This is a genomic window from Devosia elaeis (assembly GCF_001650025.1).
Lineage (GTDB): Bacteria > Pseudomonadota > Alphaproteobacteria > Rhizobiales > Devosiaceae > Devosia > Devosia elaeis.
Map to the genome: position 1 here is coordinate 14,259 of NZ_LVVY01000141.1, position 25,138 is coordinate 39,396.

31 protein-coding genes are annotated in these 25,138 nt (G+C 64.0%); 15 read left to right on the forward strand and 16 right to left on the reverse strand.

Translation table 11 applies throughout. The annotated features are described in order from the left end of the window. Positions 1-19 precede the first annotated feature (19 nt). From A3840_RS20080 to A3840_RS18295, 3 genes are all read left to right on the forward strand, one after another. Complete coding sequence (locus tag A3840_RS20080; RefSeq protein ID WP_067460469.1) at positions 20-499, forward strand: DUF2244 domain-containing protein; 480 nt, start codon at positions 20-22, stop codon at positions 497-499. A gap of 75 nt (positions 500-574) precedes the next feature. Then, positions 575-1,444, forward strand: coding sequence for a methylated-DNA--[protein]-cysteine S-methyltransferase (locus tag A3840_RS18290; RefSeq protein WP_067460472.1), 870 nt, complete (start codon positions 575-577; stop codon positions 1,442-1,444). A gap of 72 nt (positions 1,445-1,516) precedes the next feature. After that, positions 1,517-2,575, forward strand: a complete 1,059-nt coding sequence (locus A3840_RS18295; RefSeq protein WP_067460475.1) for an AI-2E family transporter — start codon at positions 1,517-1,519, stop codon at positions 2,573-2,575. A 137-nt stretch (positions 2,576-2,712) separates the two neighbouring features. Here the strand turns inward: A3840_RS18295 and A3840_RS18300 are convergent, their stop codons facing one another. Both A3840_RS18300 and dapB read right to left on the reverse strand, forming a co-directional pair. After that, positions 2,713-3,327, reverse strand: a complete 615-nt coding sequence (locus tag A3840_RS18300; protein WP_067460478.1) for a 2,3-bisphosphoglycerate-dependent phosphoglycerate mutase — start codon at positions 3,325-3,327, stop codon at positions 2,713-2,715. Positions 3,328-3,346: 19 nt separating this feature from the next. Further along, positions 3,347-4,159 carry a 4-hydroxy-tetrahydrodipicolinate reductase gene (dapB, locus tag A3840_RS18305; protein ID WP_067460481.1) on the reverse strand — a complete coding sequence of 271 codons (813 nt, stop codon included), beginning with the start codon at positions 4,157-4,159 and terminating at the stop codon, positions 3,347-3,349. A gap of 124 nt (positions 4,160-4,283) precedes the next feature. Here dapB and A3840_RS18310 point away from each other — a divergent pair, with 124 nt between their 5' ends. After that, positions 4,284-4,634, forward strand: coding sequence for a VOC family protein (locus A3840_RS18310; RefSeq protein ID WP_067460579.1), 351 nt, complete (start codon positions 4,284-4,286; stop codon positions 4,632-4,634). 142 nt (positions 4,635-4,776) lie between these two features. Here the strand turns inward: A3840_RS18310 and coaA are convergent, their stop codons facing one another. From coaA to hisB, 7 genes are all read right to left on the reverse strand, one after another. Next, positions 4,777-5,727: a type I pantothenate kinase gene (coaA, locus tag A3840_RS18315; protein WP_067460484.1), complete on the reverse strand. Its 951-nt coding sequence runs from the start codon at positions 5,725-5,727 to the stop codon at positions 4,777-4,779. Then, complete coding sequence (locus tag A3840_RS18320; protein ID WP_067460487.1) at positions 5,728-6,045, reverse strand: phosphoribosyl-ATP diphosphatase; 318 nt, start codon at positions 6,043-6,045, stop codon at positions 5,728-5,730. A gap of 81 nt (positions 6,046-6,126) precedes the next feature. Further along, positions 6,127-6,936 carry an imidazole glycerol phosphate synthase subunit HisF gene (gene hisF, locus A3840_RS18325; protein WP_067460490.1) on the reverse strand — a complete coding sequence of 270 codons (810 nt, stop codon included), beginning with the start codon at positions 6,934-6,936 and terminating at the stop codon, positions 6,127-6,129. Beyond that, positions 6,933-7,262, reverse strand: coding sequence for a hypothetical protein (locus A3840_RS18330; protein WP_067460493.1), 330 nt, complete (start codon positions 7,260-7,262; stop codon positions 6,933-6,935). The genes hisF and A3840_RS18330 overlap by 4 nt, the downstream gene beginning before the upstream one ends. Continuing rightward, on the reverse strand, positions 7,259-7,987 hold the full coding sequence (gene hisA / locus A3840_RS18335; protein ID WP_067460496.1) for a 1-(5-phosphoribosyl)-5-[(5-phosphoribosylamino)methylideneamino]imidazole-4-carboxamide isomerase: 729 nt from the start codon (positions 7,985-7,987) through the stop codon (positions 7,259-7,261). Before hisA ends, A3840_RS18330 begins: the two co-directional genes overlap by 4 nt. A 61-nt stretch (positions 7,988-8,048) precedes the next feature. After that, the gene (gene hisH, locus A3840_RS18340) at positions 8,049-8,702 is read right to left on the reverse strand and encodes an imidazole glycerol phosphate synthase subunit HisH (RefSeq protein ID WP_067460499.1); all 654 of its coding nucleotides are present in this window, start codon (positions 8,700-8,702) and stop codon (positions 8,049-8,051) included. A 118-nt stretch (positions 8,703-8,820) separates the two neighbouring features. Next, on the reverse strand, positions 8,821-9,408 hold the full coding sequence (hisB, locus tag A3840_RS18345) for an imidazoleglycerol-phosphate dehydratase HisB (RefSeq protein WP_067460502.1): 588 nt from the start codon (positions 9,406-9,408) through the stop codon (positions 8,821-8,823). Positions 9,409-9,539: 131 nt separating this feature from the next. Here hisB and hslV point away from each other — a divergent pair, with 131 nt between their 5' ends. Genes hslV through hslU form a run of 3 tightly spaced genes read left to right on the forward strand, consistent with a single transcriptional unit; the run spans position 9,540 to position 11,945 of the window. Beyond that, positions 9,540-10,100: an ATP-dependent protease subunit HslV gene (gene hslV, locus A3840_RS18350; RefSeq protein WP_067460505.1), complete on the forward strand. Its 561-nt coding sequence runs from the start codon at positions 9,540-9,542 to the stop codon at positions 10,098-10,100. Then, a complete protein-coding gene (locus A3840_RS18355; RefSeq protein ID WP_165603224.1) occupies positions 10,097-10,642 on the forward strand; it encodes a GNAT family N-acetyltransferase in 546 nt (181 codons plus the stop codon). The genes hslV and A3840_RS18355 overlap by 4 nt, the downstream gene beginning before the upstream one ends. Then, the gene (gene hslU, locus A3840_RS18360; RefSeq protein WP_425388860.1) at positions 10,635-11,945 is read left to right on the forward strand and encodes an ATP-dependent protease ATPase subunit HslU; all 1,311 of its coding nucleotides are present in this window, start codon (positions 10,635-10,637) and stop codon (positions 11,943-11,945) included. The genes A3840_RS18355 and hslU overlap by 8 nt, the downstream gene beginning before the upstream one ends. A gap of 82 nt (positions 11,946-12,027) precedes the next feature. Here hslU and A3840_RS18365 read toward each other — a convergent pair whose 3' ends face one another. Genes A3840_RS18365 through A3840_RS18375 form a run of 3 tightly spaced genes read right to left on the reverse strand, consistent with a single transcriptional unit; the run spans position 12,028 to position 13,724 of the window. Beyond that, the gene (locus A3840_RS18365) at positions 12,028-12,396 is read right to left on the reverse strand and encodes a helix-turn-helix domain-containing protein (RefSeq protein WP_067460511.1); all 369 of its coding nucleotides are present in this window, start codon (positions 12,394-12,396) and stop codon (positions 12,028-12,030) included. Next, entirely contained in the window at positions 12,393-12,974 is a 582-nt protein-coding gene (locus A3840_RS18370) for a Smr/MutS family protein (protein ID WP_067460514.1), read from the reverse strand. The genes A3840_RS18365 and A3840_RS18370 overlap by 4 nt, the downstream gene beginning before the upstream one ends. A 24-nt stretch (positions 12,975-12,998) precedes the next feature. Further along, positions 12,999-13,724, reverse strand: coding sequence for a Tim44/TimA family putative adaptor protein (locus tag A3840_RS18375; RefSeq protein ID WP_067460517.1), 726 nt, complete (start codon positions 13,722-13,724; stop codon positions 12,999-13,001). A 168-nt stretch (positions 13,725-13,892) separates the two neighbouring features. On the opposite strand from A3840_RS18375, the gene A3840_RS19795 reads away from it, so the two are divergent. Both A3840_RS19795 and secB read left to right on the forward strand, forming a co-directional pair. Continuing rightward, a complete protein-coding gene (locus tag A3840_RS19795) occupies positions 13,893-14,357 on the forward strand; it encodes an FxsA family protein (protein ID WP_067460520.1) in 465 nt (154 codons plus the stop codon). Between the two features lie 84 nt (positions 14,358-14,441). Next, a complete protein-coding gene (gene secB / locus A3840_RS18385) occupies positions 14,442-14,969 on the forward strand; it encodes a protein-export chaperone SecB (protein ID WP_067460585.1) in 528 nt (175 codons plus the stop codon). 45 nt (positions 14,970-15,014) lie between these two features. Here the strand turns inward: secB and dnaQ are convergent, their stop codons facing one another. From dnaQ to A3840_RS18405, 4 genes are read right to left on the reverse strand one after another with little or no spacing between them, the layout of a single operon-like run. Then, positions 15,015-15,722, reverse strand: coding sequence for a DNA polymerase III subunit epsilon (gene dnaQ, locus A3840_RS18390; protein ID WP_067460588.1), 708 nt, complete (start codon positions 15,720-15,722; stop codon positions 15,015-15,017). After that, positions 15,722-16,318 (reverse strand): dephospho-CoA kinase, encoded by a 597-nt coding sequence (gene coaE, locus A3840_RS18395; protein WP_067460523.1) that lies wholly within the window; start codon positions 16,316-16,318, stop codon positions 15,722-15,724. The genes dnaQ and coaE overlap by 1 nt, the downstream gene beginning before the upstream one ends. A 2-nt stretch (positions 16,319-16,320) precedes the next feature. Beyond that, entirely contained in the window at positions 16,321-17,151 is an 831-nt protein-coding gene (locus A3840_RS18400) for a shikimate dehydrogenase (RefSeq protein WP_067460525.1), read from the reverse strand. A 4-nt stretch (positions 17,152-17,155) separates the two neighbouring features. Continuing rightward, positions 17,156-17,755 carry a Maf family protein gene (locus A3840_RS18405; protein ID WP_067460528.1) on the reverse strand — a complete coding sequence of 200 codons (600 nt, stop codon included), beginning with the start codon at positions 17,753-17,755 and terminating at the stop codon, positions 17,156-17,158. 441 nt (positions 17,756-18,196) lie between these two features. On the opposite strand from A3840_RS18405, the gene hemE reads away from it, so the two are divergent. The 6 genes from hemE to rsmG all read left to right on the forward strand — a co-directional run bounded on the left by hemE (position 18,197) and on the right by rsmG (position 25,130). Further along, positions 18,197-19,231 carry a uroporphyrinogen decarboxylase gene (hemE, locus tag A3840_RS18410; RefSeq protein ID WP_067460531.1) on the forward strand — a complete coding sequence of 345 codons (1,035 nt, stop codon included), beginning with the start codon at positions 18,197-18,199 and terminating at the stop codon, positions 19,229-19,231. A gap of 10 nt (positions 19,232-19,241) precedes the next feature. Beyond that, entirely contained in the window at positions 19,242-19,667 is a 426-nt protein-coding gene (gene hemJ, locus A3840_RS18415; protein ID WP_067460534.1) for a protoporphyrinogen oxidase HemJ, read from the forward strand. Between the two features lie 283 nt (positions 19,668-19,950). Beyond that, positions 19,951-21,216 carry a transcription termination factor Rho gene (gene rho, locus A3840_RS18420; RefSeq protein WP_067460537.1) on the forward strand — a complete coding sequence of 422 codons (1,266 nt, stop codon included), beginning with the start codon at positions 19,951-19,953 and terminating at the stop codon, positions 21,214-21,216. Positions 21,217-21,234: 18 nt separating this feature from the next. Then, positions 21,235-22,527 (forward strand): tRNA uridine-5-carboxymethylaminomethyl(34) synthesis GTPase MnmE, encoded by a 1,293-nt coding sequence (mnmE, locus tag A3840_RS18425; RefSeq protein ID WP_067460540.1) that lies wholly within the window; start codon positions 21,235-21,237, stop codon positions 22,525-22,527. 93 nt (positions 22,528-22,620) lie between these two features. Further along, on the forward strand, positions 22,621-24,483 hold the full coding sequence (gene mnmG, locus A3840_RS18430; RefSeq protein WP_067460543.1) for a tRNA uridine-5-carboxymethylaminomethyl(34) synthesis enzyme MnmG: 1,863 nt from the start codon (positions 22,621-22,623) through the stop codon (positions 24,481-24,483). Further along, a complete protein-coding gene (rsmG, locus tag A3840_RS18435) occupies positions 24,483-25,130 on the forward strand; it encodes a 16S rRNA (guanine(527)-N(7))-methyltransferase RsmG (RefSeq protein ID WP_082904030.1) in 648 nt (215 codons plus the stop codon). Before mnmG ends, rsmG begins: the two co-directional genes overlap by 1 nt. Positions 25,131-25,138: the final 8 nt, after the last annotated feature.

The following is a 25,138-nucleotide window of genomic DNA, read 5'->3' on the forward strand; positions in this document are numbered from 1 at the left end:
TCAGGGAAGAGAGTTTGCGATGCAAGTCACCAAAACCACGCCCCTGTTTGCGGCGACGCTGCGCCCGGACCGATCGCTGAAAACGGCGGGCGGCTGGCTGGCCTTCGCGCTGGCGGCCATTGTCGGCACCCCGTTCCTTCTCGCCATTCCCGACTTCCTGGTGCCAGGCCTGATCGCCTATGGCCTGGCCGCGGGCGGGCTCATCGCCCTGGGCCTGCGGCAGGCGCGGCGCGGCAAGCATTATCAGCAGGTGACGCTCTGGCCCGACCAGCTCGAAATCAAGACCGCCGCGCCCGGCCAGGAAAAAGTGCTGCAGCGCTTCGCGCCGGGCGGGGTGAAATTGCGGCTGGAGCGGGACGGCTTCGAGCGCACGACCGGCATATTCGTGCGCCACGAACAGGGTGAGATCGAGCTGGGCGCATTCCTGGCGCGCGACGACAAATCGAGCTTTGCCCGCGCCTTCGGCGCCGCCCTGCGGCAGGCGCGCCGCGCCGGCTGAATTTCCGCGTCAAATCCGGGTCGCCAGCGGGCCGGCGCCGGCTCTAGATAGGGGCGACAGACAGGAGACCCGGCGATGAACCAGATGCAGAGCCTTGTGCCGGACAGCGATTACGACATCATCCGCGCCGCCATCCGCTATCTGAGCGAGACCGGCCCCGACGAAACCGACCTGCCCGGCTTCGCGCGGGCCCTGGGCCTCAGCGAGCGGCAATTGACCGATCTGTTCCGCCGCTGGTGCGGGCTCAGCCCCAAGAGCTTCGCCCAGGCCGTAGCGCTGGACCATGCCAAGAGCCTGCTGCGCGACCAGGTCAGCGTGCTGGACGCCACCTATGAGGTGGGCCTCTCCTCCACCTCGCGGCTGCACGATCTGTTCGTAGCCTATGAAGCCATGCCACCCGGGATTTTCCGCGCCGGCGGCGCCGGCATCGACATGGTCTGGGGCGCCGCGCCCTCGCCCTTCGGCACGGCGGTGGTGACGGCGACCGAATATGGCATTTCCGGCCTCGGCTTCGCCGATGGGGAGACCAGCATCGAGGCCGCCTTTGCGGACCTGGCCAATCGCTGGCCGCTGGCGCGCTTTACCCGCGACGATACCCGCATCGCCCCGATGGTGCGGCATATCTTCGATCCGGCGCATTGGTCGGCGGAGCGACCGGTGCGCGTCGTGCTGATCGGCACCGATTTCGAGGTCAAGGTGTGGGAGACGCTGTTGAAGATCCCGGTGGGCCGGGCCACGACCTATTCCAGCGTCGCCCGCCATATCGGCCGACCCAGCGCCTCGCGCGCCGTTGGCGCCGCGGTGGGCAAGAACCCGATCAGCTTCGTGGTGCCCTGCCACAGGGTGGTGGGCACGTCCGGCGCCCTGACCGGCTATCACTGGGGTGTGCCGCGCAAGCGCGCCATCCTGGGCTGGGAAGCCGGCATCGTTTCCGCGGCGCATTGAGCAATCGGCAGTGGCGCGGAACCCTTCGGGCGTGCGAAGCTTTGGCCTGAAGCTCGCCAAAGCGGAGGACATATGCCGTCACATACGCGCGCCGTCGTCACCGGGGTCATCGTGGCCGCCGGCCTCATCCTCGCCTGGCATCTCTCGCATACATTGCTGATCATCTTTGCCGGCGTGCTGATCGCCTGCGTGCTCGATGCGGCGGTGCGGGGGCTGAGTCTGATCCTGCCCGGGCCGCGGCCGCTGCTGCTGACCATCGTGAGCGTGCTGATCTTCCTCCTGGTGATCGTGGCTCTATCGCTGGGCGGGGTCAGCCTCATTCTCAGCCTCCAGGATCTCTGGCGGCTGCTGACCCGGGAAGTCAGCCGGCTCTATGGCCTGGCGGTGGAAAGCGGCGTGGTCGGCGATCTCGACCGGGCGCAGGTGGAAGCCATGCTGCAGAATTTCTTCCCCGATCCGGGCGGCATCTTCAACGAGGCGCGGTCCTTTTTCGGCAGCACGGTGGGCGTGGTCGGCGATATCGTGATCGTGGTGTTTCTCGGCCTGTTCTTCGCCATCAATCCCAAGGCCTATCGCGATGGCTTCCTGCTGCTGATGCCGCAGAAGCGGCGGCCGCTGCTGCTCGAAGCGCTCAGCGCCACCGGCGAGGCGCTGCGCGGCTGGATGGTGACGCAATTGGCGATGATGGTGCTGATCGGCTCGCTGGTGGGCGCGCTGCTCTGGGTGCTGGACGTGCCCAATGCACCGATCCTGGCGCTATTGTCGGGCGCGCTCAATTTCATCCCGTTCCTGGGGCCGATCTTTTCGGCCGTGCCGGTGCTGCTGACCCTGGCGGCTCTGGACACCAACACGCTGATCCTGGGCGCCATCGGCCTGCTGCTAATCCAGAACCTGGAAGGCTATGTGCTTACCCCGATGTTGCAGCAACGGATCATCAAGCTGTCTCCGGCCTGGTCGCTGAGCATCATGGCCATCATGGGGACCCTGTTCGGCATTGTCGGCATCGCCCTGGCCACGCCGGTCTATGCGGTGCTGCGGGTGCTGACGCTCAAGCTCTATGTCGAGCCGCGCGAAGGCCGCTCGGTGCTGTTCGACGATGCCGGCAAGGCCACCGCGCGGATCGAAGGCTAGATTTCATCGTCATTGCCGGGCTTGTCCCGGCCATCCATCGCGCGGAGGTGTGGACCACCGGGACAAGCCCGGTGGTGACGGCGGGGCGGGAAGCAGCGCTCCTATGAGCGCTTTGACGGTTCAGATCCAAACGATGCCTACAGCGTAACCCGCTCGACCAGTTTGCCGTCCGGGCCGATCCTGTAGACCGTGGGCTCGCCGGTGGCGATTTCGCGGGCGAGGATCTGCTCGGGGGTCAGGCCCTCGATGGCCATGACCAAGGCGCGCAGCGAATTGCCATGGGCGGCGATCAGCACGGTCTTGCCCTGCTGCAGGCGCGGCAGGATTTCGGCCTCGTAATAGGGCAGGGTGCGGGCGGCCGTGTCCTTGAGGCTTTCGCCGCCCGGGGGCGGCACGTCATAGGAGCGGCGCCAGACATGGACCTGTTCCTCGCCCCATCTGGCGCGGGCATCGTCCTTGTTGAGGCCGGACAGGTCGCCGTAATCGCGCTCGTTGAGGGCGATATTGCGGGTGATGGTGACGTTGAGGATATCCATTTCCTCCAGCATCAGGTCCAGCGTGTGCTGGGCCCGGCGCAGGGCGGAGGTGTAATAAAGATCCGGCACGATGCCCGCGGCCTTGAGCGCCTTGCCGGTAGCGCGCGCCTCCCCCTCACCCTGTTCGGTCAGGTTGGGATTGCGCCAGCCGGTGAAGAGATTCTTGAGGTTCCATTCGCTCTGGCCATGGCGGACCAGGATCAGCGTGCCGGTCATTGTGTCGATCCTTTGACTGTCAGTCGTTGAGGCCGAGCACGTCGGCCATGGAATAGAGTCCGGCCGGCTGTGCGGCCGCCCAGAGCGCGGCGCGCAGGGCGCCATTGGCGAAAATGGTGCGATCCTGGGCGCGGTGGCCGAGCTCGATGCGCTCGGCGGGGCCGGCCAGGATGATGGTGTGATCGCCGATGACCGTGCCGCCGCGCAGGGTGGCGAAGCCGATCGATCCGGCTTCGCGCGGCCCGGTATGGCCGTCGCGCACGCGCACGGCATGGCTCCTGAGGTCGATGTCGCGCCCTTTCGCGGCGGCCTCGCCCAGCATCAGGGCGGTGCCGGAAGGGGCATCGACTTTGAGATTGTGGTGCATTTCGAGCACTTCGACATCGTAGTCGGGCAGGGCGCGGGCGGCCTTTTCCACCAGCGCCGCCAGGGTGACGACGCCGGGCGAGAAATTGCCGGACTTGACGATGCGCGCGCCATTGCGGCCCGCCTCGGCAATGGCGGCGTCCTCGTCCTCGAGGCAGCCCGTGGTGCCGATGACATGGACCAGGCCCTTTTGCGCCGCCATGCGGGCCAGAGTGACGCTGGCGGCGGGGGCGGTGAAATCGATGATGGCGTCGGCGCCGGCAAGGAGCGTTTCGGCGCTTTCGACCACCGGAACATCCAGCGCCTCGATGCCGGCCAGGAGACCGGCATCCTTGCCGATGGAGGCGGCGCCGGGCCGATCGAAAGCCCCGGCCAGGACGATATCGGGATGGGCGGCCGCGGCACGGATATTGGCCTGGCCCATGCGCCCGCCGGCGCCGGCAATGATGATGCGCAGCCTGGTCATGGCGCAAACTCCCTCGAACTCATCCCGCCTATAGCAGTGCGGCGCCGCGCCGCCAACCATGGTGCCCCCTGCGCCCGCACTGTGCTACGATTCGCCGAAGCAAGACGAAAATACGGACCTGTCCATGACCCTCACCAATGTGCTGGCCGGCCTCGCCGTGGAGGATCTCGGCAATTCGCTGGTCTGGTACGAATATCTATTCGGCCGCCCGGCCGATGCGCGAACCATGGCCGACGTGGCCGAATGGAAACTGCCCGGCGGCGGCTGGGTGCATGTGATGACCGACGAGGACCGCGCCGGCGCCAGCGTCATCGTGCTGATCGTCGACGACCTGGCCGAGGAATTGGCGCGTCTCGACACGTTCGGCATCAAGCCGGTGGCCAAGGCCATGGGCGATTTCTTCAAGACGGCGAAATTGCGTGACCCGGACGGCAATCTCATCGTCCTCAGCCAGCCGCAGCAGGGGACGTATTAGTCCCGCTTTCCCCGCGCGCGTGGCGATATGGATTGCCCGGACAAGCCGGGCAATGACGAAAGATAATTGGCTTCGTGCAACTCAGATCCATCCCACATCGTCACCACCCGGCTTGTCCGGGTGGTCCACGACCGACGCTGGCCTATAACCTTTTCAGCTTCACTTCCTCGACCCGGTGGTCCTTGCCCTTCTTGAGGATGAGATCGGCGCGGCCCCTGGTGGGCAGGACGTTTTCGAGCAGATTGGGCAGGTTGATGCTCTGCCAGACATTGCGGCCGAAGGCGCCGGCCTCTTCCTCGCTCATTTCGGAGAATTTGCGGAAGAAGGAGGTGGGATCACGGAAGGCGGTGTCGCGCAGGCGGAAGAAGCGGGTGATGTACCAATCGCGCAAATCCTCGACATCGGCGTCGATATAGATCGAGAAATCGATGAAATCCGAGGCAAAGAGGATGGGCGCGCCATCCCGGGGCAGGTCGCCGGGCTGCAGGATATTGAGGCCTTCCACGATGAGGATGTCGGGGCGGTCGATGATGACCTGCTCGCCGGGCACTACGTCATAGACCAGGTGCGAATAAACCGGCACGGCGACGTCACCCTTGCCCGATTTGATGTCGGCGAGGAAATTGACGAAGCGGGCGCGATCATAGCTTTCCGGAAAGCCCTTGCGCTGCATCAGCCCGCGCTCTTCCAGCACCCGATTGGGGTGGAGGAACCCGTCGGTGGTGACGAGATCGACCTTGGGGCTGGAGGGCCAGCGCGACAGCAGGGCCTGGAGAATGCGCGAGGTGGTGGACTTGCCCACCGCCACCGAGCCGGCAACGCCGATGATGAAAGGCACCTTGTCATTGGGGGCATTGAGGAAGCGGGTGGAGACCCGGTTCAGGCCCTGGATGGCTTCGACGTAATAGGCCAGCAGGCGGGAGAGCGGCAGGTAGATTTCCTCGGCCTCGGCCAGCGAGATCGGATCGGTCAGGGCGCGCAGGCGCTGGATATCGGCTTCGGTCAGCGTCATGGGCTGGCCGTTGCGCAGGTCGCTCCATTGCTGCTTGGTAAAATGGCGATAGGGATCGAGAGCGGGCGGGCGCTTGGCCATTCAGGAATTGTCCTTGCGGGAGGCCTTCTCGGCGAGGCCCGATTGGGCGGTGCGGGCATCGAGCTCGGCCATGATGTCCGAGAGCGGCACATCGGCGGCCCGGAGCACGACCAGCAGGTGATAGAGCAGGTCTGCGCTTTCCTTGATCAATTCGGCCCGGTCGCCGGTGACGGCAGCAATGACGGCTTCATTGGCTTCCTCGCCCAGTTTCTGAGCCGCCTTGTTCATGCCGCGGGCGATCAGCTTGGCCGTATAGCTTTCCTCGGGCGAGGCCGCGGCGCGCAGCGCGATACGGGCTTCGAGTTCTTCGAGCGTCATGGGCTGGGAAGGCTCCTCGTCCTGGGTGTCGTGTGCGCTGACAGGCTTAGAGCAAACTTTCGGCCTGCCGTCATCCGCGACTTAAGCCGCGTCAGCTGCTGCCCGGTCGAGCCGCATGGCAATGCCGTGCTCGGCCATATAGGCCTTGGCCTGGGGGATGGTGAAGGTGCCGAAATGGAAGATCGAGGCGGCCAGAACGGCGCTGGCATGGCCCTCGGTGACGCCTTCGACCAGGTGCTGTAACGTACCGACGCCGCCCGAGGCGATGACCGGCACTTCGACGCTATCGGCAATGGCGCGGGTGAGTTTCAGATCGAAGCCGGACTTGGTGCCGTCGCGGTCCATGGAGGTGACCAGCAATTCCCCGGCGCCGCGCTCGACCATGCGGGCGGCGAATTCCACCGCGTCGATGCCTGTCGGCTTCCGGCCGCCATGGGTATAAATTTCCCATTCGCTGCGGTTGTCGCCGCCGACCTTTGCGTCGAGGCGCTGCTTGGCGTCCACCGAAACGACGATGCATTGATTGCCGAACTTGTCGGCGGCCCGGGCGATGAAATCGGGATCGTTCACGGCGGCGGAATTGATCGCCACCTTGTCGGCGCCGGCCAGGAGGAGCTTGCGGATATCCTCGATGGTCCGCACGCCGCCACCAACGGTCACCGGCATGAAGCAATGCTCGGCCGTGCGCGCCACGACGTCGAAAATAGTGTCGCGGCCTTCATGGCTGGCGGTGATGTCGAGAAAGGTCAATTCGTCCGCGCCGGCCGCGTCATAGGCCATGGCCGCCTCGACCGGATCGCCGGCATCGACCAGATCGACGAAATTTACGCCCTTGACCACACGGCCGCCGGCGACGTCGAGGCAGGGGATGATACGAGTCTTGAGGCTCATGAGCGTTTGACCTTCTGCATCTGGCCCCAGCCGATGCGGTGGATGACGAGGCTGGCGAGCCAGACGAGCAGCGCACCGCCGCCCAGGGGCAGGGTGGCCAGCATGAACCAGCCCATCACGCCGGTGAAATAGAGCAATTCGCCCAGATCCATGCCCATCACGATGCAGGGATGGACCGTGGCTTCATTGACGGTGCAGCCATTGGCATCGGCCACGAGATAGGTGAAATAGACCGAGATGACCGGCGCCAGGGCAAAGAGCAGGATGATGGCCAGCGCCAAGAGATAAGCCCAATAGGGGAACCTGTCGGGCCGAACCGCGCTCATGCCGCCCTCAGCAGAGCCAGTGCTTCACGTGAATCAATGCGTCCGTCATAGAGCGCGCGGCCGGAAATGGCGCCTTCAAGCACCTGGTATTCGGGCCGGGTCATGCGCTCGATATCGGCCATGGAGGCGAGCCCCCCCGAGGCGATCACCGGAATGGCGGTGGCGCGGGCGAGCTCGAGCGTTGCGTCCCAATTGATGCCGGCCAGGACCCCGTCGCGGTCGATATCGGTATAGATGATGGCGGCGACGCCGGCGCCTTCGAAGCGCCTGGCCAACTCGATGACCGAAAGCTCGGAGGTCTCGGCCCAGCCTTCCACCGCCACCATGCCCTGGCGCGCATCGATGCCGACGGCGACCTGGCCGGGCCATTTTGCGGCAGCCTCTTTCACCAAAGCCGGATCGCGCACGGCGACGGTGCCGAGAATGACACGGGCCAGGCCCTTATCGAGCCAGCTCTCGATATGGCCGAGATTGCGAATGCCGCCGCCCAACTGCACCGGGAATTTCACATTTTTGAGGATCGCGTCCACCGCCGCGCCATTGACGCTCTCGCCGGCAAAGGCGCCGTTGAGATCGACGACATGGAGATAATCGAAACCCTGGTCCTCGAAGCTTTTGGCCTGCGCGGCGGGATCGTCATTGAACACGGTGGCCTGGTCCATGTCGCCCAGCTTGAGGCGCACGCATTGGCCGTCCTTGAGGTCGATGGCAGGAAAGAGGATCATGGATTGCTCCGGCTATTCTTCTCCCCAAGGGGGAGAGGAAAGGAGGGGGCGCCCGTCATTGTCACGGCGTCCATCCCAGAAAATTCTCGATCAGCTTGAGGCCCAGCGCCTGGCTCTTTTCGGGGTGGAACTGGGTGCCGAAGATGTTGTCGCGGCCGACACAGGCGGTGAGCGCGCCGCCGTAATCGGTGGTGGCGACGAGATGGGCCGGATCGTCGGTCTTCAGATGATAGGAATGGACGAAATAGGCATGGAGCCCATCAGGGCCGTCGGCAATGCCGGCGAGCAGGGGATGGGGGTGGGTGATGGAAATATTGTTCCAGCCCATATGCGGGATTTTGAGCGCCGGATCGGATGGGGCGATCTTTTCGACGGCGCCGGGAATCCAGCCCAGGCCCTGGGTCACGACCTTTTCGCGGCCCTCGGTCGCCAGCAATTGCATGCCGACGCAGACGCCGAGAAAGGGCGTACCGCCTCTGATCACCTTTTCGTCGAGCACTTCGATCATGCCCGGCACGGCGTTCAGCCCGGCCATGCAATCGGCGAAGGCGCCGACGCCGGGCAGCATGATGCGGTCGGCGCGGCGGACGATTTCGGGATCGGCGGTGACGGTGATGGCGTCACCCTGGCCGCGCTCATGGGCGACGCGCTCGAAGGCCTTGGCAGCCGAACGCAGGTTGCCGGCGCCGTAATCGATGATGGCGATGGTGCTCATGGGCCGCCTCGGGAAGGAGTACGGCGCTGATCTAGTGCAAAAAACCACATGGGGGAAGGGCGGGATGGTTCCCGGAACGCGATCGGCTCCCTCTCCCTTTTTAGGGGAGAGGTGACAATCAGAGCATTCCCTTGGTGCTCGGCACCGAATCGCTCACGCGCGGATCGATTTCCAAGGCCGTGCGCAGGGCGCGGGCCACGGCCTTGAACATCGACTCGGCCAGGTGGTGGTTATTGTCGAAATAGAAATTCTCGATATGCAGCGTGATGCCGGCATTGACCGCGAAGGCCTGGAAGAATTCGCGGAACAATTCGGTGTCGATCTCGCCGATCTTGCCCTGGCTGAATTCGGCCTTGAAAACCAGGAAGGCGCGGCCGGACACGTCCAGCGCCGCCCGGGTCAGCGTGCCGTCCATGGGCAGGTCGCACGAGGCGTAGCGGCGAATGCCCTTCTTGTCGCCCAAGGCCTCCTTGATCGCCTGGCCCAGCGCGATGCCCACGTCCTCGACACTGTGGTGGCTGTCGATATGCAGGTCGCCCTTGCAGGTTACCTCCATGTCGATCAGCGAATGGCGCGCCAGCTGGTCGAGCATGTGGTCGAAAAAGCCGATGCCGGTGTTCATGGCGTGCTTGCCCGTGCCATCGAGATCGATCGAGACGGCAATCTCGGTCTCGTTGGTCTTGCGGGCGATCTGTGCGGTGCGCATGGCAATTCTCCGGCGTTCGGCGGTGATTAGCAGATGCGCACAAGCGCGTGAAGATTGGGTTAGGGCGCCATCGGTTGCAATCGCAGCGGCGGAGCCTAAATATCATCCAACAGTTCGGAGTACTTCCCCCAATGAGTGAACACACAAATCCCGGCTGGCACGGGACGACCATCGTTTCCGTGCGCAAGGGCAACAAGGTCGTGGTGGCCGGCGATGGCCAGGTGTCCATGGGCCAGACGGTGATGAAGCACGGCGCCAGGAAGGTGCGCCGGCTCGCCGGCGGCAAGGTGATCGGCGGCTTTGCCGGCTCCACCGCCGATGCCTTCACGCTCTTCGAGCGACTGGAGGCCAAACTCGAGCAATATCCCGACCAATTGATGCGGGCGGCCGTGGAACTGGCCAAGGACTGGCGCACCGACCGCTATCTGCGCAAGCTGGAAGCCATGATGATCGTGGCCGACAAGACCGATACGCTGGTGCTGACCGGCAATGGCGACGTGCTGACGCCGGACCATGGCGTCATCGCCATCGGCTCGGGCGGCAATTACGCGCATTCGGCCGCCCTGGCCCTGCACCAGGCCACCGAACTCGATGCCGAAGACATCGCCCGCCGCGCCATGAAGATCGCCGAGGAAATCTGCGTCTATACCAATGGCAATGTGACGGTCGAAACCATCGAGCTCGACGCGTGAACGGCCTGGTCCGCCAATTGACCGAGGCGGATGCGGAGGCTTTCCGCGCCATCCGGCTCGAAGCTCTGGCGGACAGTCCCGACGCCTTTGGCGGCGATCTCGCCGAGGAAAGCCGTCAGGGGCTGGAGGCCTTTACCCGCCAGATCACCCAAAGCGCCATTTTCGGGGCTTTTACCGGGGACGAGCTGCGCGGCGTGGTGGGCCTGTTCTGGAACGACAGCGCCAAACGCCGGCATCTGGACCATCTCTATACGGTCTATGTGACGCCAGCGGCGCGCGGCACCGGGATCGGATTGCCGCTCATTGAAACGGCCCTGGACCATGCGCGCGCACGCGGCCTCGTCCAGGTGCTCCTGGGCGTGGCCACCCATAATGGCCCGGCCATCGCGCTCTACCGCAAGGCGGGCTTTGACATCTACGGGACCGAAAAGCGGTCCCTCTTCGTGAACGGTCGATATATCGACGAACACATGATGGTGCGCTTCCTGGACCATGAACCGGTCCAACAGCAAGGCGCCACGGAAAGTGACAAAAGTGAGTGAAACCAATTTTTCCCCGCGCGAGATCGTTTCAGAGCTCGACCGCCACATCGTCGGCCAGGCCGATGCCAAGCGCGCCGTGGCGGTGGCCCTGCGCAATCGCTGGCGGCGCCAGCAGCTTTCGCCGGAACTGCGGCGCGAGGTGACGCCGAAGAATATCCTGATGATCGGGCCCACCGGCGTCGGCAAGACCGAGATTTCGCGGCGGCTGGCGCGGCTGGCCCAGGCACCCTTCGTCAAGGTGGAAGCCACCAAGTTCACCGAGGTGGGCTATGTCGGCCGCGACGTCGAGCAGATCGTGCGCGACCTGGTCGAGGCCGGGATCACGGTGCTGCGCGACAAGCGCCGCCGCGACGTGCAGGCCCAGGCCCATCACAATGCCGAGGAACGGGTGCTCGATGCGCTGGTCGGCACCTCCGCCACGCCGTCGACGCGCGATTCGTTCCGCAGCAAGCTGCGCAGCAACGAGCTGGACGACAAGGAAATCGAGATCGAGATGCAGCCCAATCCGGGCACGGGCGGTTTCGAAATCCCCGGCATGCCCAATGGCGGCATCGGCATGATCAACCTCAGCGACATGTTCAAGCAGGCCATGGGCGGGCGCGGGGTGAAGCGCAAGATCAAGGTCAAGGATGCCTATGAACCGCTGATCGCCGAGGAAGCCGACAAGCTGCTCGATCAGGACCAGCTCAAGAGCGAGGCCATCGAGCTGGTGGAAAATCACGGCATCGTCTTCATCGACGAGATCGACAAGGTGGCCCATCGGGAAGGCGGCGCCCAGGGCGGACCCTCGCGCGAAGGCGTGCAGCGCGATCTGTTGCCGCTGATCGAAGGCACGACCGTCGCGACCAAATATGGCCCGGTCCAGACCGACCATATCCTGTTCATCGCCTCGGGCGCCTTCCACGTCTCCAAGCCGTCCGACCTGTTGCCGGAGCTACAGGGCCGCCTGCCGATCCGGGTGGAGCTCAAGGCGCTGACCCGCGAGGATTTCATCGGCATTCTCAGCGACACCGAAGCGAGCCTCATCAAGCAATATGTAGCCTTGATGAGCACCGAAGGCGTGTCGCTCGAAGTGACCCCGGACGCCATCGAGGCCATTGCCGACGCGGCGGTGACGGTCAATTCATCGGTCGAGAATATCGGCGCGCGGCGCCTGCAGACGGTGATGGAACGGCTGGTCGAGGAAATCTCCTTCGACGCACCGGACCGGGCCGGGCAGGCCGTCAAGATCGACGCCGCCTTCGTGCGGGAGAAAGTGGGCGTGCTGGCCGGAGACACGGACCTGAGCAAGTTCGTGCTGTAGGGCCGGACTTCCCACCATCACTGAACGTCACCCTCGGGGCGAGCCCGAGGGTGACGATTGGCGGCGGTGAAGTGTCCGCGTTCTACCGCTTCCGCCCCGCCCGCTTTACCAGCTCATCGCGCAGAAATTTCAGGTCCTCTGGCGCCAGCTTTCCGATATCGTCGCGCAGGCGGTTGGCGAGTTCGGTGGCCTCGGGCGCCAGCCCGCCGGTATCGATGCTCACCTTGGGGTCGGAAATCTCGGCCAGGCGCTGCAGTTCTTCCGCCTCGTCCCAGATGACATTGAAAAAGGCGATGATGCGATGGAGCAGGAAAGAGGTGGGCTGGCCACGCTTGCCGTGTTCGAGGGCCGAAAGATAGGCGGAGGAGACGTTGAGCGCCTTGGCCATGTCCTTGAGCGAAATGCCGCGCGCCTCGCGCATGGCCCGCAATTTGGCGCCGAGCGGGGTCATTGCCGGCGCAGGCGCACATAATATGCGCCCTCCCCGCCATGGCCCCGCGCGGCCGTGCTCCAGCCGGAAATCAGGTGCGACAGGCCCGGTTCGCTGAGCCAGATCGGCAGCATGGTGCGCAAGATGCCCCGCTCGCTCATGGCCGCAATGTAGTCATTGTCGGTCTTGGCCCCCTTGCCGGTAATGACCAGGATCGTCCGGTCGCCCCGCGCGGCCCGCGCGCCGATATAGCGGCGCAGCGCCTCGCGGGCCTGGTTCTGCGTCATGCCGTGCAGGTCGATCGTGCCGTCGATATCGATACGGCCGCGCCGGACCTTCTTGTGAATGGCCGGATCGACCGCCCGTTCCAGCAGGCCCCCGCCGGGCGGGGGCGCCTGGTAGGGCGGCAGAAAGGGCCGCCCGGCGCCCAGTTTTTTCGGCGGCGCCTTGATCTCCGGTATCGGCTCGGATTCCGGCACGGGCAGGGGACCTGCCCCAAGCTTCAGGAGCCCCTTGCGGCGCAGGGGTTCCACCGTCTCGGCCACATGCGTCCAGAGGTGGAAATCGTGCGGCAGGCGCTTGGCGTCGCGCTTGGACATGGGAAACAGGCCTGCCGCCTCGGATCAGTCGAGCTGGCTGGTGGAAACCACCTTCCAATTGGGATCGCGCGATTTGGGATTGCGGGCAAAGGTCCATTCGTCGGCGATGGTCTGCACCTGGTCGGCATTGCCCTCGACCAGATTGCCGTCCTTGTCGCGGGTGGCCGAAACCACCTCGGCGTGGAAATCGACCGTCACCAGCACGTTCTTCTTGTCATATTCGGCATCGACGATGGCGATCTTGGGCAGGCCGACAAAGGTGAAATCGACCTTGTGGCCCGCTGCCTCGCGGTCGGCGATGGCGCGCTGGAAGCCCTCGAACACGTCTTTTTCGAGCAGGTTCTTGAGCATCTGGCGGTCGCCTTCGGCAAAGGCGGTGACGATCATCTCATAGGCCTGCTTGGCGCCGTCGAGGAAGGATTTAGGGGTAAAGGTCGGATCGGCCTCGGCCACCGCCTTGAGGCCGGCCGCGAGCTGTTCGTTGCCGGAAGAAGCCTGCTCGATTTCCGCCTCGAGCTTGCGGGCGCGGCGCTCGTCATCGAGATCGGGCTGCGCGGCAGCGGGGCGGGGGCGCATGGGCACGACGGTATCGTCATTGCCGGCATTTTTCTCCACCGGTGTGGAGCGGCTGCGATCGACGGGCGGGCGTTCGTTGCCGGTGCGGGTGCCCAGCACCGAGCGCAGCCGGAACAGCACGAAAACGGCTACGACAATGGCAATGAGGGTCGGCAGGTCGAGAAAATCGTCCATGAAAGAGGCACCTTGCGCGAGAGGCGTCGACAAAAAAGCGATGTGGCGCTCGTTTCGCGCCGATGTGGTCCTATATATAGGCAAAGCTTTAGCTCAAAACCAGTTCACGATGGGGCGAGTTGCATTTTGCCGCCGCCGCCCCCGCCATCACCAGACGAGGACCCGCCCTTGGCCCGCTTTTTCGCTCTTGGTTTCCTGCTGCTGCCGCTCGTGGAAATTGCCCTGTTCATCCTGGTGGGCAGGACGATCGGGCTGTTTCCCACCCTGGCGCTGGTCATCCTGGCGGCCATTGCCGGGGCCATGCTACTGCGCCAGCAGGGGCTGGGCGTGGTCGAGCGCCTGCGCTCCAACATGAATGCCGGCACCATTCCCGGCCGCACCATGTTCGACACCATGCTGATCGGGCTGGCGGGGCTGCTGCTGATCCTGCCGGGCTTCCTCAGCGACGCCATCGCCCTGGTGCTGCTGGTGCCGGCGGTGCGGGACCGAATCTTCTCGGCCCTGGCGGGGCGGCTTCGGGTGGTGGAAACGACGACGAGCTATCGCCGCTATGCCGATCCGGACGATGCCGATGCGGTCCCACCGCAGATCATCGACGGCACTAGCCAGGAACGGCCCGACGAGCGGCCATGATCGGCTTGGCTTGTTCGCCCGGGCCAAAAATGCTAGCCAGCCGGCCAGAATTCTTTGAAATTCCGCATCGAAAAGGACCAATCAATGGCCGACGACAATCAGGGCGCGGCAGCGCCGCAGCCCGGACCCGCGCCCAGCATGAATCTGGTGGGCCAGTATATCCGCGATCTTTCCTTCGAAAATCCGGGTGCGCCGGCGGCGCTGCTGGCGGGCGGCGGGAACCCGGCCTTCAACGTTTCCATCGCGGTCGGCGTCAAGAAGCAGAACGACGAGATCTACGCGGTCGAACTGACGCTCAATGCCAAGGCCAATCGCGAGGACAATGTCCTGTTCAATGTCGAACTGGTCTATGGCGGCATTTTCCGGCTCAAGAACGTGCCGGAAGCCCAGCTGTCGCCGCTGCTGATGATCGAGTGTCCGCGCCTGGTCTTCCCGTTCGCGCGCCAGGTGTTGGCCAGCGTGACCCAACAGGGCGGCTTCCCGCCATTGATGATGGAGCCGGTGGATTTTGCCGCCATTTACCGCCAGAACCTGGCCAAGCTCGCCGCGCAGGGCGGCGCTCCGGGTGCAGCTCCGGCCCCGGCCAATGCCGAGGGCGAAAAGCTCAACTGAGCTCCATGTTTTCAATGAAAAGCCCCGGTCCCGCCGGGGCTTTTTTCATTCCGCGGCCACCGCATCCTCATATTGCGCCCAGATGGCGACGTCGCCCATCTTGGCGATGAAGGCGGCATGGGCTTCGGCTTCCGCCGGGCTGATCCGGCCCGGCAGCGGCACGGGGCGGGGACGCACCGGAATCCGGTCGACGGCGATATCGACGGCGCCGGTGTCCTCGTCGGCCATGAGCGCCAGACTCACCTGCTTGCCGCCGATAAGCTCGAGATAAACTTCGGCCAGGATTTCGCTGTCGAGCAGCGCGCCGTGCAGGGTGCGGCGGGAATTGTCGATGCCGTAATGCTTGCAGAGCGCATCGAGGCTGACGCGCGCCCCGGGATGCTTGCGGCGCGCCACCATGACGGTATCGATCACCTCATTGGTGAGGCGCGGCAGGCCGGCCCATTCGAGCTCGGCATTGAGAAAGCCCATGTCGAAGGGCGCGTTGTGGATCACCAGCGTCGCATCGCCGACAAAGGCGCGAAACTCTTCGGCGACAGCCTTGAACAGGGGCTTGTCGGCCAGGAAATCGTCGCCCAGGCCATGCACCCGGAACGCTTCCTCCGGCATGCTGCGCTCGGGGTTGATATAGACGTGGAAATGCTGGCCGGTGGGGATGTGGTTGATCAGCTCGACACAGCCGATTTCCACCAGGCGATCCCCGCCCTGGGGCGACAGACCGGTGGTTTCGGTATCGAGCACGATTTCCCTGATCATGGTTTTCCCGCTTCCGCCTCAATATCGGCCACCAGGGCCGCGACCGCCCGCTCGATCCGGTCCGGCGGCTGCGCCGTGTCGAAGCGCCAGGTGGCCCTCCTGATCTTTTCGGCCTGCGGCAGCTGGCGGGCAAGCAAAGTCTGCATCTTTTCCACGCTCATGCCCGGCCGGGCGAGGATGCGTTGCTGCTGGATGGCATCGGCGACATGGGTAACGGCGATATCGGTGAAACCGTAATCGTGACCGCTTTCGAAGAGGAGCGGAACCTCGACCGCGGCGGCGGCATGCCCGGCCTGTTCCGCCGCATCGAGAAAGGCGGCGATCCGCGCCCGCACCAGCGGATGCACCAGGGCTTCGAGCCGGGCGAAACCTGAGGGATCGGCGGCCAGGCGCCGGGCCAGGTCCTGCCGGTCGATGACGCCGTTTCGCGCCACGCCGCGAAACAGCGCTTCCACCGGGGCCACCGCTTCGCCCTGATACAGCTCGGCCACCACCACATCGGCCGAAAGCACCGGTATGCCGGCCTTGGCGAAGGCGGCCAGGAGGGTAGATTTTCCCGTGGCGATGGAGCCGGTAATGCCGATGCGGCGCATGCTCAATGCTCGAGGCTCCCCTCGATGCGGGCCCGCAATTGCGGGGTCACCTCGGGCGTGACGCTGAACCAGGCGGCAAATCCCGGCACGGCCTGGTGCAGCAGCATGCCCAGCCCGTCCACCACCGGCAGGCCGCACGCTCGCGCATCGGCCAGGAGCGGGGTGACGAGGGGCGCATAGACGATGTCGGTCACCAGGGTTCCGGGCGCAAGCAGGCTCATGTCCAGCCAGTCGAAGCGGCTGCCATGCATGCCGACGGAACTGGTATTGACCACGAGCCCGATCCGCGGCGCCAGGGCGGGGAAAGCGTCGAAGCCATGGGCCTCGAAGGGGCCGTCGATTTCCGCCACCAGGGCCTGGGCGTTGGCCAGGGTGCGATTGAGCACATGGACCGTGCCACGGAGCCGTTCGCGCAGGGCCACGAGCACGGCCCGGGCGGCGCCGCCGGCGCCGATGACCAGGGCATCCGTCACCCCTTCCGACCAGTGCGGCGCGCCGGCATCGAGATTGCCGAGAAAGCCCAGATAATCGGTATTGGTGCCGTATATCCTGCCGTCCCGAACCGCGATCGTATTGACCGCGCCGATGGTGCGGGCCAGATCGTCGACACTGTCACAGAGGTCGAAAACCATTTCCTTGTGCGGAATGGTGACATTGCCGCCGGCGAATTCGCCATTGCGCAGGCGGTCGAAGAAAGCGGGCAGGGCCGCCGGCGCCACGTCGATGGCTTCATAGGAACCGTCGATCCCGTACTCGGCCAGCCAGGTGCCGTGAATCAGGGGCGAGCGGGAATGGGCGATAGGATGCCCGATGACGAAGGCCTTCTTGGTCACGATTTCATTCCGGGAACAGGAGATCGGGCGCGATGTCGCGCAGGGCGGCGAGCAGCGGCAGGAGCGGCAGACCCAGAATGGTGAAATAGTCGCCGCTGACGCTTTCGAACAGGCGGATGGAGGGGCCTTCGAGCCGGTAGGCACCGACCGAATTCAGCACCGCATCGCCCTCCAGGTCCAATATGCTGTCCCGCTCGGCCGCCGAAAAGTCACGCATGGTGAGCTCGGCCGTCTGCACGTCGGACCAGAGCAGGGCGCCGTCGCGCACCAGGGTCACGGCGGCATGAAGCCGGTGGGTCTTGCCGCGCAGGTGATCGAGCTGGCGGATGGCCGCCTCGCGGCTGTCGGGCTTGTGCAAAAGTTCGGGGCCCAGGGCCAGGGTCTGGTCGGCGCCGATCACAATGTCGCCGGGATGGGTGCGCGATACCGCCTCTGCCTTGGCGCGGGCGAGGAGCAGAGCCAGGTCGCGACCATCGGCGCCGACCGCCTGGGCCTCCGCTTCGATCCGCCGTTCATCGATAGGGGCCTGGACCGTTTCGAAGGACAGGCCGGCCTTGTCCAGCAAGGCTTTGCGGGTGGCGCTGCTTGAAGCAAGGATAAGCATAGGGCCATGTTTTCCACACACTCATCCCCAGCTCAAGCGCCATCTGTGGGCAAGACTCGTAACTTTACCACCCGGCCTGACTTGTTCGACATAGCTAATAAAACATTAACAGCCTGACCCGAGGCCAGGGCCGCTGCGGCCTTTGGAAAGCTCTGGGGATAAGCCCGCCGGCGCTCGATGGCTTGTTCGGCGCGCCATCCACAGGGGGAATCGAATCGTTGACTCGGCAGGCGCCTGATTAAGCTTTCGTTAAGGAATTGGGCGGGCCGACTCCCATGCCGGCGCCCGAGTGAAATTCACATCTCGTTAACTATGACGCTGCGCGCAAGTGTCACCCGGCACGGCGATTGTGGAGTGCGATGAATTGCAGCTAAACACCGGCATAAAGATAAAGAAGCTAAGAAAGAAAGATTCCTTTTGGGAATTGGAAGGGTCGAAACCATGAGCCCGGTGGCACACAAGCCTCTTCTGGCAACCGTTCTTGGCCAGCGCCAGGAACGCCCTCCTGTCTGGATCATGCGGCAGGCGGGACGCTATCTGCCCGAATATCGCGAAACCCGGAAACAGGCCGGCAATTTCCTCGATCTCTGTTACACACCCGAACTGGCCGTGGAAGTGACACTACAGCCTTTGCGGCGCTTCGACCTCGATGCGGCGATCCTGTTTTCCGACATTCTGGTCATTCCCGACGCGCTGGGTCAGCCGGTCCGCTTCGAAACAGGCGAAGGACCGTTGCTCGAGCCGGTCGATGTCGCCGGCATCGACCGGCTGGACCGGGCCCGGGCTGCCGATCATCTTGCCCCGGTCATCGAAACCGTGCGGCGTCTCCGCGCCACCCTGCCGGCCGAAAAGACCCTGATCGGGTTCTGCGGCGCGCCCTGGACCGTTGCCACCTATATGCTCAATGGACGCGGCTCCCCCGATCAATGGACGGCCCGGCGTTTCGCTCTCGAGCATCCCGCGGCTTTCGAGCGGCTGATGGATATCCTGGTCGAAACCAGCGTGAATTACCTGGCGGCGCAATTGGAAGCAGGCGCCGATGTGGTGCAGATCTTCGAAAGCTGGGCGCTCAATCTCGATGATGCTGCCTTTGCCCGGCAGGTGATCGAGCCGAACCGCCGCATCGTCGAAGGCCTGCGCCGGATTATCCCCGATGCGCCCGTCATCGGCTTTCCCAGGGGTGCGGCGGGGAATCTGGCGCGATTTGCCGCCAATACCGGCGTCAATGCGCTGGGAATCGATTATTCGACGCCGCTGGATTTCATTCGCACCCACTTGCCGCCGGATTTGCCGGTGCAAGGCAATCTCGATCCGCTGCGGCTTGTGGTGGGCGGCGAAGCGATGGACAATCAGGTGCGCGCGATTCTGGAAGCCTGCGCCGGCCGGCCGCATATCTTCAATCTCGGCCATGGCATCGTGCCGGACACCCCGATCGCCCATGTCGAACGGCTGATCGCGCTGGTCAAGGAAGGCTAGGAACGGACAAATGGTGGAATGGTTCAAGGCGCTGCATGTGATCTCGGTCATCGCCTGGATGGCCGGCATGCTCTATCTGCCGCGGCTTTTCGTCTATCATTCGGTGGCCGAGATCGGCTCGGTCCAATCCGAAACCTTCAAGATCATGGAGCGGCGGCTTTATCGCGCCATCACCACGCCGGCCATGATTGCGACCTGGATTTTCGGCCTGGCCATGATCGGCCACGGCATTGTCGATTGGGGCTCGGTCTGGCCCTGGGTCAAGGCCGCCTTCGTCATCGCGCTTTCCGGGGTCCACGGGCTTTACGGCCGGCATCTCAAGGCTTTCGCCCAGGACCGCAACGACAAGCCGCAAAAATATTTCCGCATGCTCAACGAGGTGCCCACCGTGCTGATGATCGTCATCGTCATCATGGTGATCGTGCGGCCGTTCTGACAGGACCATTGGTGCTCAATTGCCAGGGGGTTTCACGTGAATCCCCGGTCGAGCAGCGGTCTCGAGGCCGCAGATCCGGTATTCCCGGTCCCGGCCAGGGACGAATTTTGCGGCGAAACGGCCGGCTGGAGATGTTTCAATCTTGAATCGAGGACCGGATCACGCTACATGGGGGCAAGGCATCCCTTCCTTGCGCGACCGCCCGGTTGCTGCGCGGTGCCGAACCTTCCCCAGCTTCTAGACTCTCCCTTCACCGATATTCCCTCAAGGGTCCATCGCATACATGCAGAATATCAAGCTCAGCGAGCTCAAGGCCAAATCTCCGGCTGAACTCTTGGCATTTGCCGAGGAATTGGAGGTCGAAAACGCCTCCACAATGCGCAAGCAGGAGCTGATGTTCGCCATCCTCAAGGAATTGGCGGCCCAGGATATCAATATTGTCGGGGAAGGCGTGGTCGAGGTATTGCCCGACGGCTTCGGTTTCCTCCGCTCGCCGGACGCCAATTACCTGCCCGGACCCGATGATATCTATGTCAGCCCGAGCCAGATCCGGCGCTTCGGGCTGCGGACCGGCGATACGGTCGAGGGCGAAATCCGCTCTCCCAAGGAAGGCGAGCGCTATTTCGCGCTGCTGAAGGTCTCCACCATCAATTTCGAGGACCCCGAGGCGGTCCGGCACAAGGTCAATTTCGACAATCTGACCCCGCTCTATCCTGAAGAACGGCTGCGGATGGAATTGCCCGATCCGACGCTCAAGGATCGCTCGGCGCGGCTTCTCGACCTGGTGGCGCCGCTCGGCAAGGGACAGCGTGCCCTGATTGTTGCGCCGCCGCGTACCGGTAAGACTGTATTGTTGCAGAATATCGCACAATCGATCGCCACCAATCATCCTGAATGCTATCTCATCGTCTTGCTGATCGATGAGCGCCCGGAAGAAGTGACGGACATGCAGCGCTCGGTGCGCGGCGAGGTCATTTCCTCGACCTTCGATGAACCCGCCAGCCGGCACGTCCAGGTCGCCGAAATGGTGATCGAAAAGGCCAAGCGCCTGGTCGAACACAAGCGCGACGTGGTGATCCTGCTCGATTCCATTACCCGTTTGGGCCGCGCCTACAACACCGTCGTGCCAAGCTCTGGCAAAGTGCTGACCGGCGGTGTCGACGCCAATGCGCTGCAGCGCCCCAAGCGTTTCTTCGGCGCTGCCCGCAATATCGAGGACGGTGGTTCGCTGACCATCATTTCCACGGCGCTGATCGATACCGGCAGCCGCATGGACGAAGTGATCTTTGAAGAATTCAAGGGCACCGGCAATTCGGAAATCATCCTCGACCGCAAGGTTGCCGACAAGCGCATCTTCCCGGCGCTGGACATCACCAAGTCCGGTACCCGCAAGGAAGAACTCCTGGTCGAGCCCGATATTCTCAAGAAGATGTATGTGCTGCGCCGTATCCTCAATCCGATGGGGACGATCGACGCCATGGAATTCCTCATGGACAAGGTCCGCCAGACCAAGACCAATTCCGACTTCTTCGATTCGATGAACACCTAGAAGGTCGCGGGGCGCTTCATGCAGGTGGGCGACACGATCATGGCGCTCTCCTCGGGAGCGCTTCCCTCCGGAGTGGCGGTGATCCGCCTCTCCGGGCCGCTCGTCCGGTCAAGCCTGGACTCGCTTGCGGGAAATGTGCCGGAGCCGCGCCTCATGGCGCTTCGTGCCATCGGCTCGGATCGGCGGCTCGATCAGGGCCTTGTGGTGTTCTTTCCTGGACCGCATAGCTTTACCGGCGAAGATTGTGCCGAACTGCATGTTCACGGCTCCGCCGCCGGCGTCAAAGCCATCCTCGCCGAATTGCGCGCCCTCGGCCTCCGGCTGGCCGAGCCCGGTGAATTCACCCGGCGCGCTTTTGAAAACGGCAAGCTGGACCTGCTCGCGGTCGAGGGGCTTGGAGACCTGCTCGCCGCCGACACCGAAAAGCAGCGGCAACAGGCGCTTGCCCGCTATGACGGGCGCCTCACGCAGGATATCGAGCAGTGGCGGGAAATGCTGCTCGATCTGCGGGCCGAGATCGAAGCGCGCCTCGACTTTTCCGACGAAAGCGATGTGACCGAGGATTTGCCGGAGGATTGGCTGACGCAATTGGCCGATCTCGAGATCGCCATTGCCGGCGCCTTGGCCTCGGTGGATAGCGGCCGCATCGTTCGCGAAGGGATCAGGGTGGCTTTGGCGGGCGCGCCCAATGTCGGCAAATCCAGCCTGCTCAATGCCTTGGCGAAATCCGACATCGCCATCGTGTCCGAAGAAGCGGGCACGACGCGCGATGTGCGGGAAATGCCGCTGGACATTGGCGGGCAATTGTTCGTGCTTCTCGATCTCGCCGGCTTGCGCGAGACCGAAAGTGTCGCGGAGGCGGAAGGCGTCCGCCGGGCGCAGCAGGCCATTGAAAGCGCCGATATCGTGCTCTGGCTCAAGGCGCCCGATATAGAGGATGCCGACCGACCGGCGCAGGCCGCCCGGATGCTTATCGTCGGGACGAAAGCCGATATCGGGTTGGTTCCAGACGCTGACCTTGCCCTTTCCACCAAGACCGGGGCGGGGCTGGAAGAGCTCGTCACGCGTCTTGGCGCGCTAGCGCAGGCCTTGGCGGGCGGAGAGCCGTCGCTGCTTAGCCACGAGCGCGATCGGGATAGCCTGACCCAGGCCTTGGAGGCGCTTGCCGAGGCGCGGACAGCCCTTGGGGACTGGGAATTGGCGGCCGAGTCGCTGCGGCGGGCATCGGCAGCGCTCGAACGGTTGATCGGCCGGCTGGATGCTGAAAAGGTTCTGGACCGGCTTTTTGCCAGTTTCTGCATCGGCAAATGATTCACGTGAAACAATGCCGGAGCTTCGGCATCCGGCCCCGCGATTGATTCACGTGAAACATTGGCTTATGTCAGGGCCTTCTGGAGACATGCCATGACAGAATATGCCGTCATCGTCGTTGGCGGCGGTCACGCCGGCGTTGAGGCCGCTGCCGCCGCGGCGCGGCTTGGTGCGCCGACCGCGCTCGTCACTCATCGCTTCGCCACAATCGGCGAGATGAGCTGCAATCCCGCCATTGGCGGGCTGGGTAAGGGCCATCTGGTGCGGGAAATCGATGCCCTGGACGGATTGATGGGCCGCGTCGCCGACGCCGCCGGCATTCAATTCCGCGTGCTCAACCGCCGCAAGGGCCCGGCCGTGCGCGGCCCGCGTGCCCAGGCCGACCGCAAGCTCTATCGGCAGTCTATGCAGGCAGCGATTTCGACCCAGCCCAATCTCGATGTCATTGAAGGCGAGGTGGACGATATCATTGTGCGCGACGGTGCGGTCAGCGGCGTCGTGCTTCTGGATGGACGCCAGTTGTCGACCAAGGCTGTCGTCCTTACCACCGGAACGTTCCTGCGCGGCCTTATCCATCGTGGCGAGGAAACGATCCCGGCCGGTCGGGTCGGGGAGAAGCCCGTCCTGGGCTTGTCGACGCGGCTCGAAAATCTCGGCCTGCGCCTGGGTCGCCTCAAAACCGGCACCCCGGCTAGACTAGATGGCACCAGCATCGATTATTCCGTGCTGGAAGAGCAGCAGGGCGATCATCCGCCCGAAGCGTTCTCGGCGCTGACTGCGGCGATCACCAATCCGCAGATTTCCTGCCATATTACCCGCACCCTGGCGGAGACACATCGGATCATCAGCGACAATCTGCATCGCTCGGCCATGTATTCCGGCCGGATCCAGTCGCGCGGGCCGCGCTATTGTCCGTCGATCGAGGACAAGGTCGTCCGCTTTGCCGACCGCGACAGCCACCAGATCTTCCTCGAGCCCGAAGGGCTGGATGACAGCACTGTTTATCCCAATGGGCTCTCCACCTCGCTGCCGGCGGAGGTGCAGGAAGCCTTTCTGCGGTCGATGCCGGGCCTGGAGAATGTCCAGATCGTTCGACCCGGCTATGCCATTGAATATGATTATGTCGATCCGCGCGAATTGCGGCCGACGCTGGAGGTCAGGCGGCAGCCCGGTCTCTATCTTGCCGGCCAGATCAACGGTACGACCGGTTATGAAGAAGCCGGGGCCCAGGGCGTGCTGGCCGGCGCCAATGCAGCCTTGGCAGCGAAGGGCGCGCCGGCGCTGGTGCTGTCGCGCACGGAAAGCTATCTGGGCGTGATGATCGACGATCTGGTGACGCGAGGCGTCAGCGAGCCCTATCGCATGTTCACTTCGCGAGCGGAATTCCGGCTACATTTGCGGGCGGATAACGCCGATCAGCGCCTGACGCCACTCGGCCTCGAAATTGGCCTGGTCGGGGGGGAGCGGGCCTCTTTCTATGCGCAGAAGGCGGAGGCGCTGGAGAAGGGCCGGCATCTGCTGCATCATCTGACGGCCTCGCCCAGTGAAGCCCGCAAGGCCGGTTTGGCGGTTAACGAGGATGGCCGCCGCCGCAGCGCCTTCGAATTGCTGTCCTATCCCGATCTGGATGTCGCCGATCTGGCGCGGCTTTGGCCGGAGCTCGACACGCTCGATAAGGACGTGCTGGATCAGGTCGGCATCGATGCGCAATACGCCGTTTATCTCGATCGTCAAAAGGCCGATATTGCCGGCATGCGGCGGGATGAGCAGCGGGCAATCCCCGATGATCTCGATTTCATGAGCATTCCCGGTCTCTCCATGGAATTGCGCCAGAAGCTGTCCCAGCAGCGGCCGCAAACCATTGCCCAGGCTCAGGCCATGGACGGCATGACGCCGGCTGCGATCACGCTGCTCCTGGCTATCATCCGGCGCGGTGCGCTGCAAAAGGCCGGATAATGGCCGACCTCCAAGCTATTACCCCCTATGCACCGCATTTCGAGCGAGGCCTCGACGCTGTCGCCGCTGATCTGGAATCCTATGCCAATCTGCTGCGCAAATGGCAGGTCGTGCAGAATCTGGTTTCACGTGAAACATTGGACCAGGTCTGGACCCGCCATTTCGCCGATAGCCTGCAGCTATTGACGCTAACGCAGGCGGATGATGTCAATTTTCTCGATCTCGGCAGCGGCGGCGGCTTCCCGGCGCTCCCACTTGCCATTGCTGGTAAGGGTAGCAAACGCCGCTTCGTCCTGGTCGAACCCAATGCGCGCAAAGTCAGCTTTCTGCGGACGGTCGCGCGGGAACTCGAGCTCAATGTGCTGGTCATCGGGCGGCGCAGCGATGAAATTGATTCACGTGAAACAGGTGCCCCGGACGTGATCACCTCCCGCGCTTTGGCGGGTTTGCCGCAATTGTGCCAATGGATGGAGCCGTTTTTTGCCGAAAATTCCCGTGCCATCCTGCATAAGGGGCGGGAACATGTTGAAGAGCTCGCCGAATCGGGTGCGCAATGGCTTTACGATGTGTTAATAAGGCCCAGTGACACCGATCCGGGCGGCGTGATCCTGACGATTACGAATCTGCGGCGGAAATCAGCGAGTTAGCGGCATAC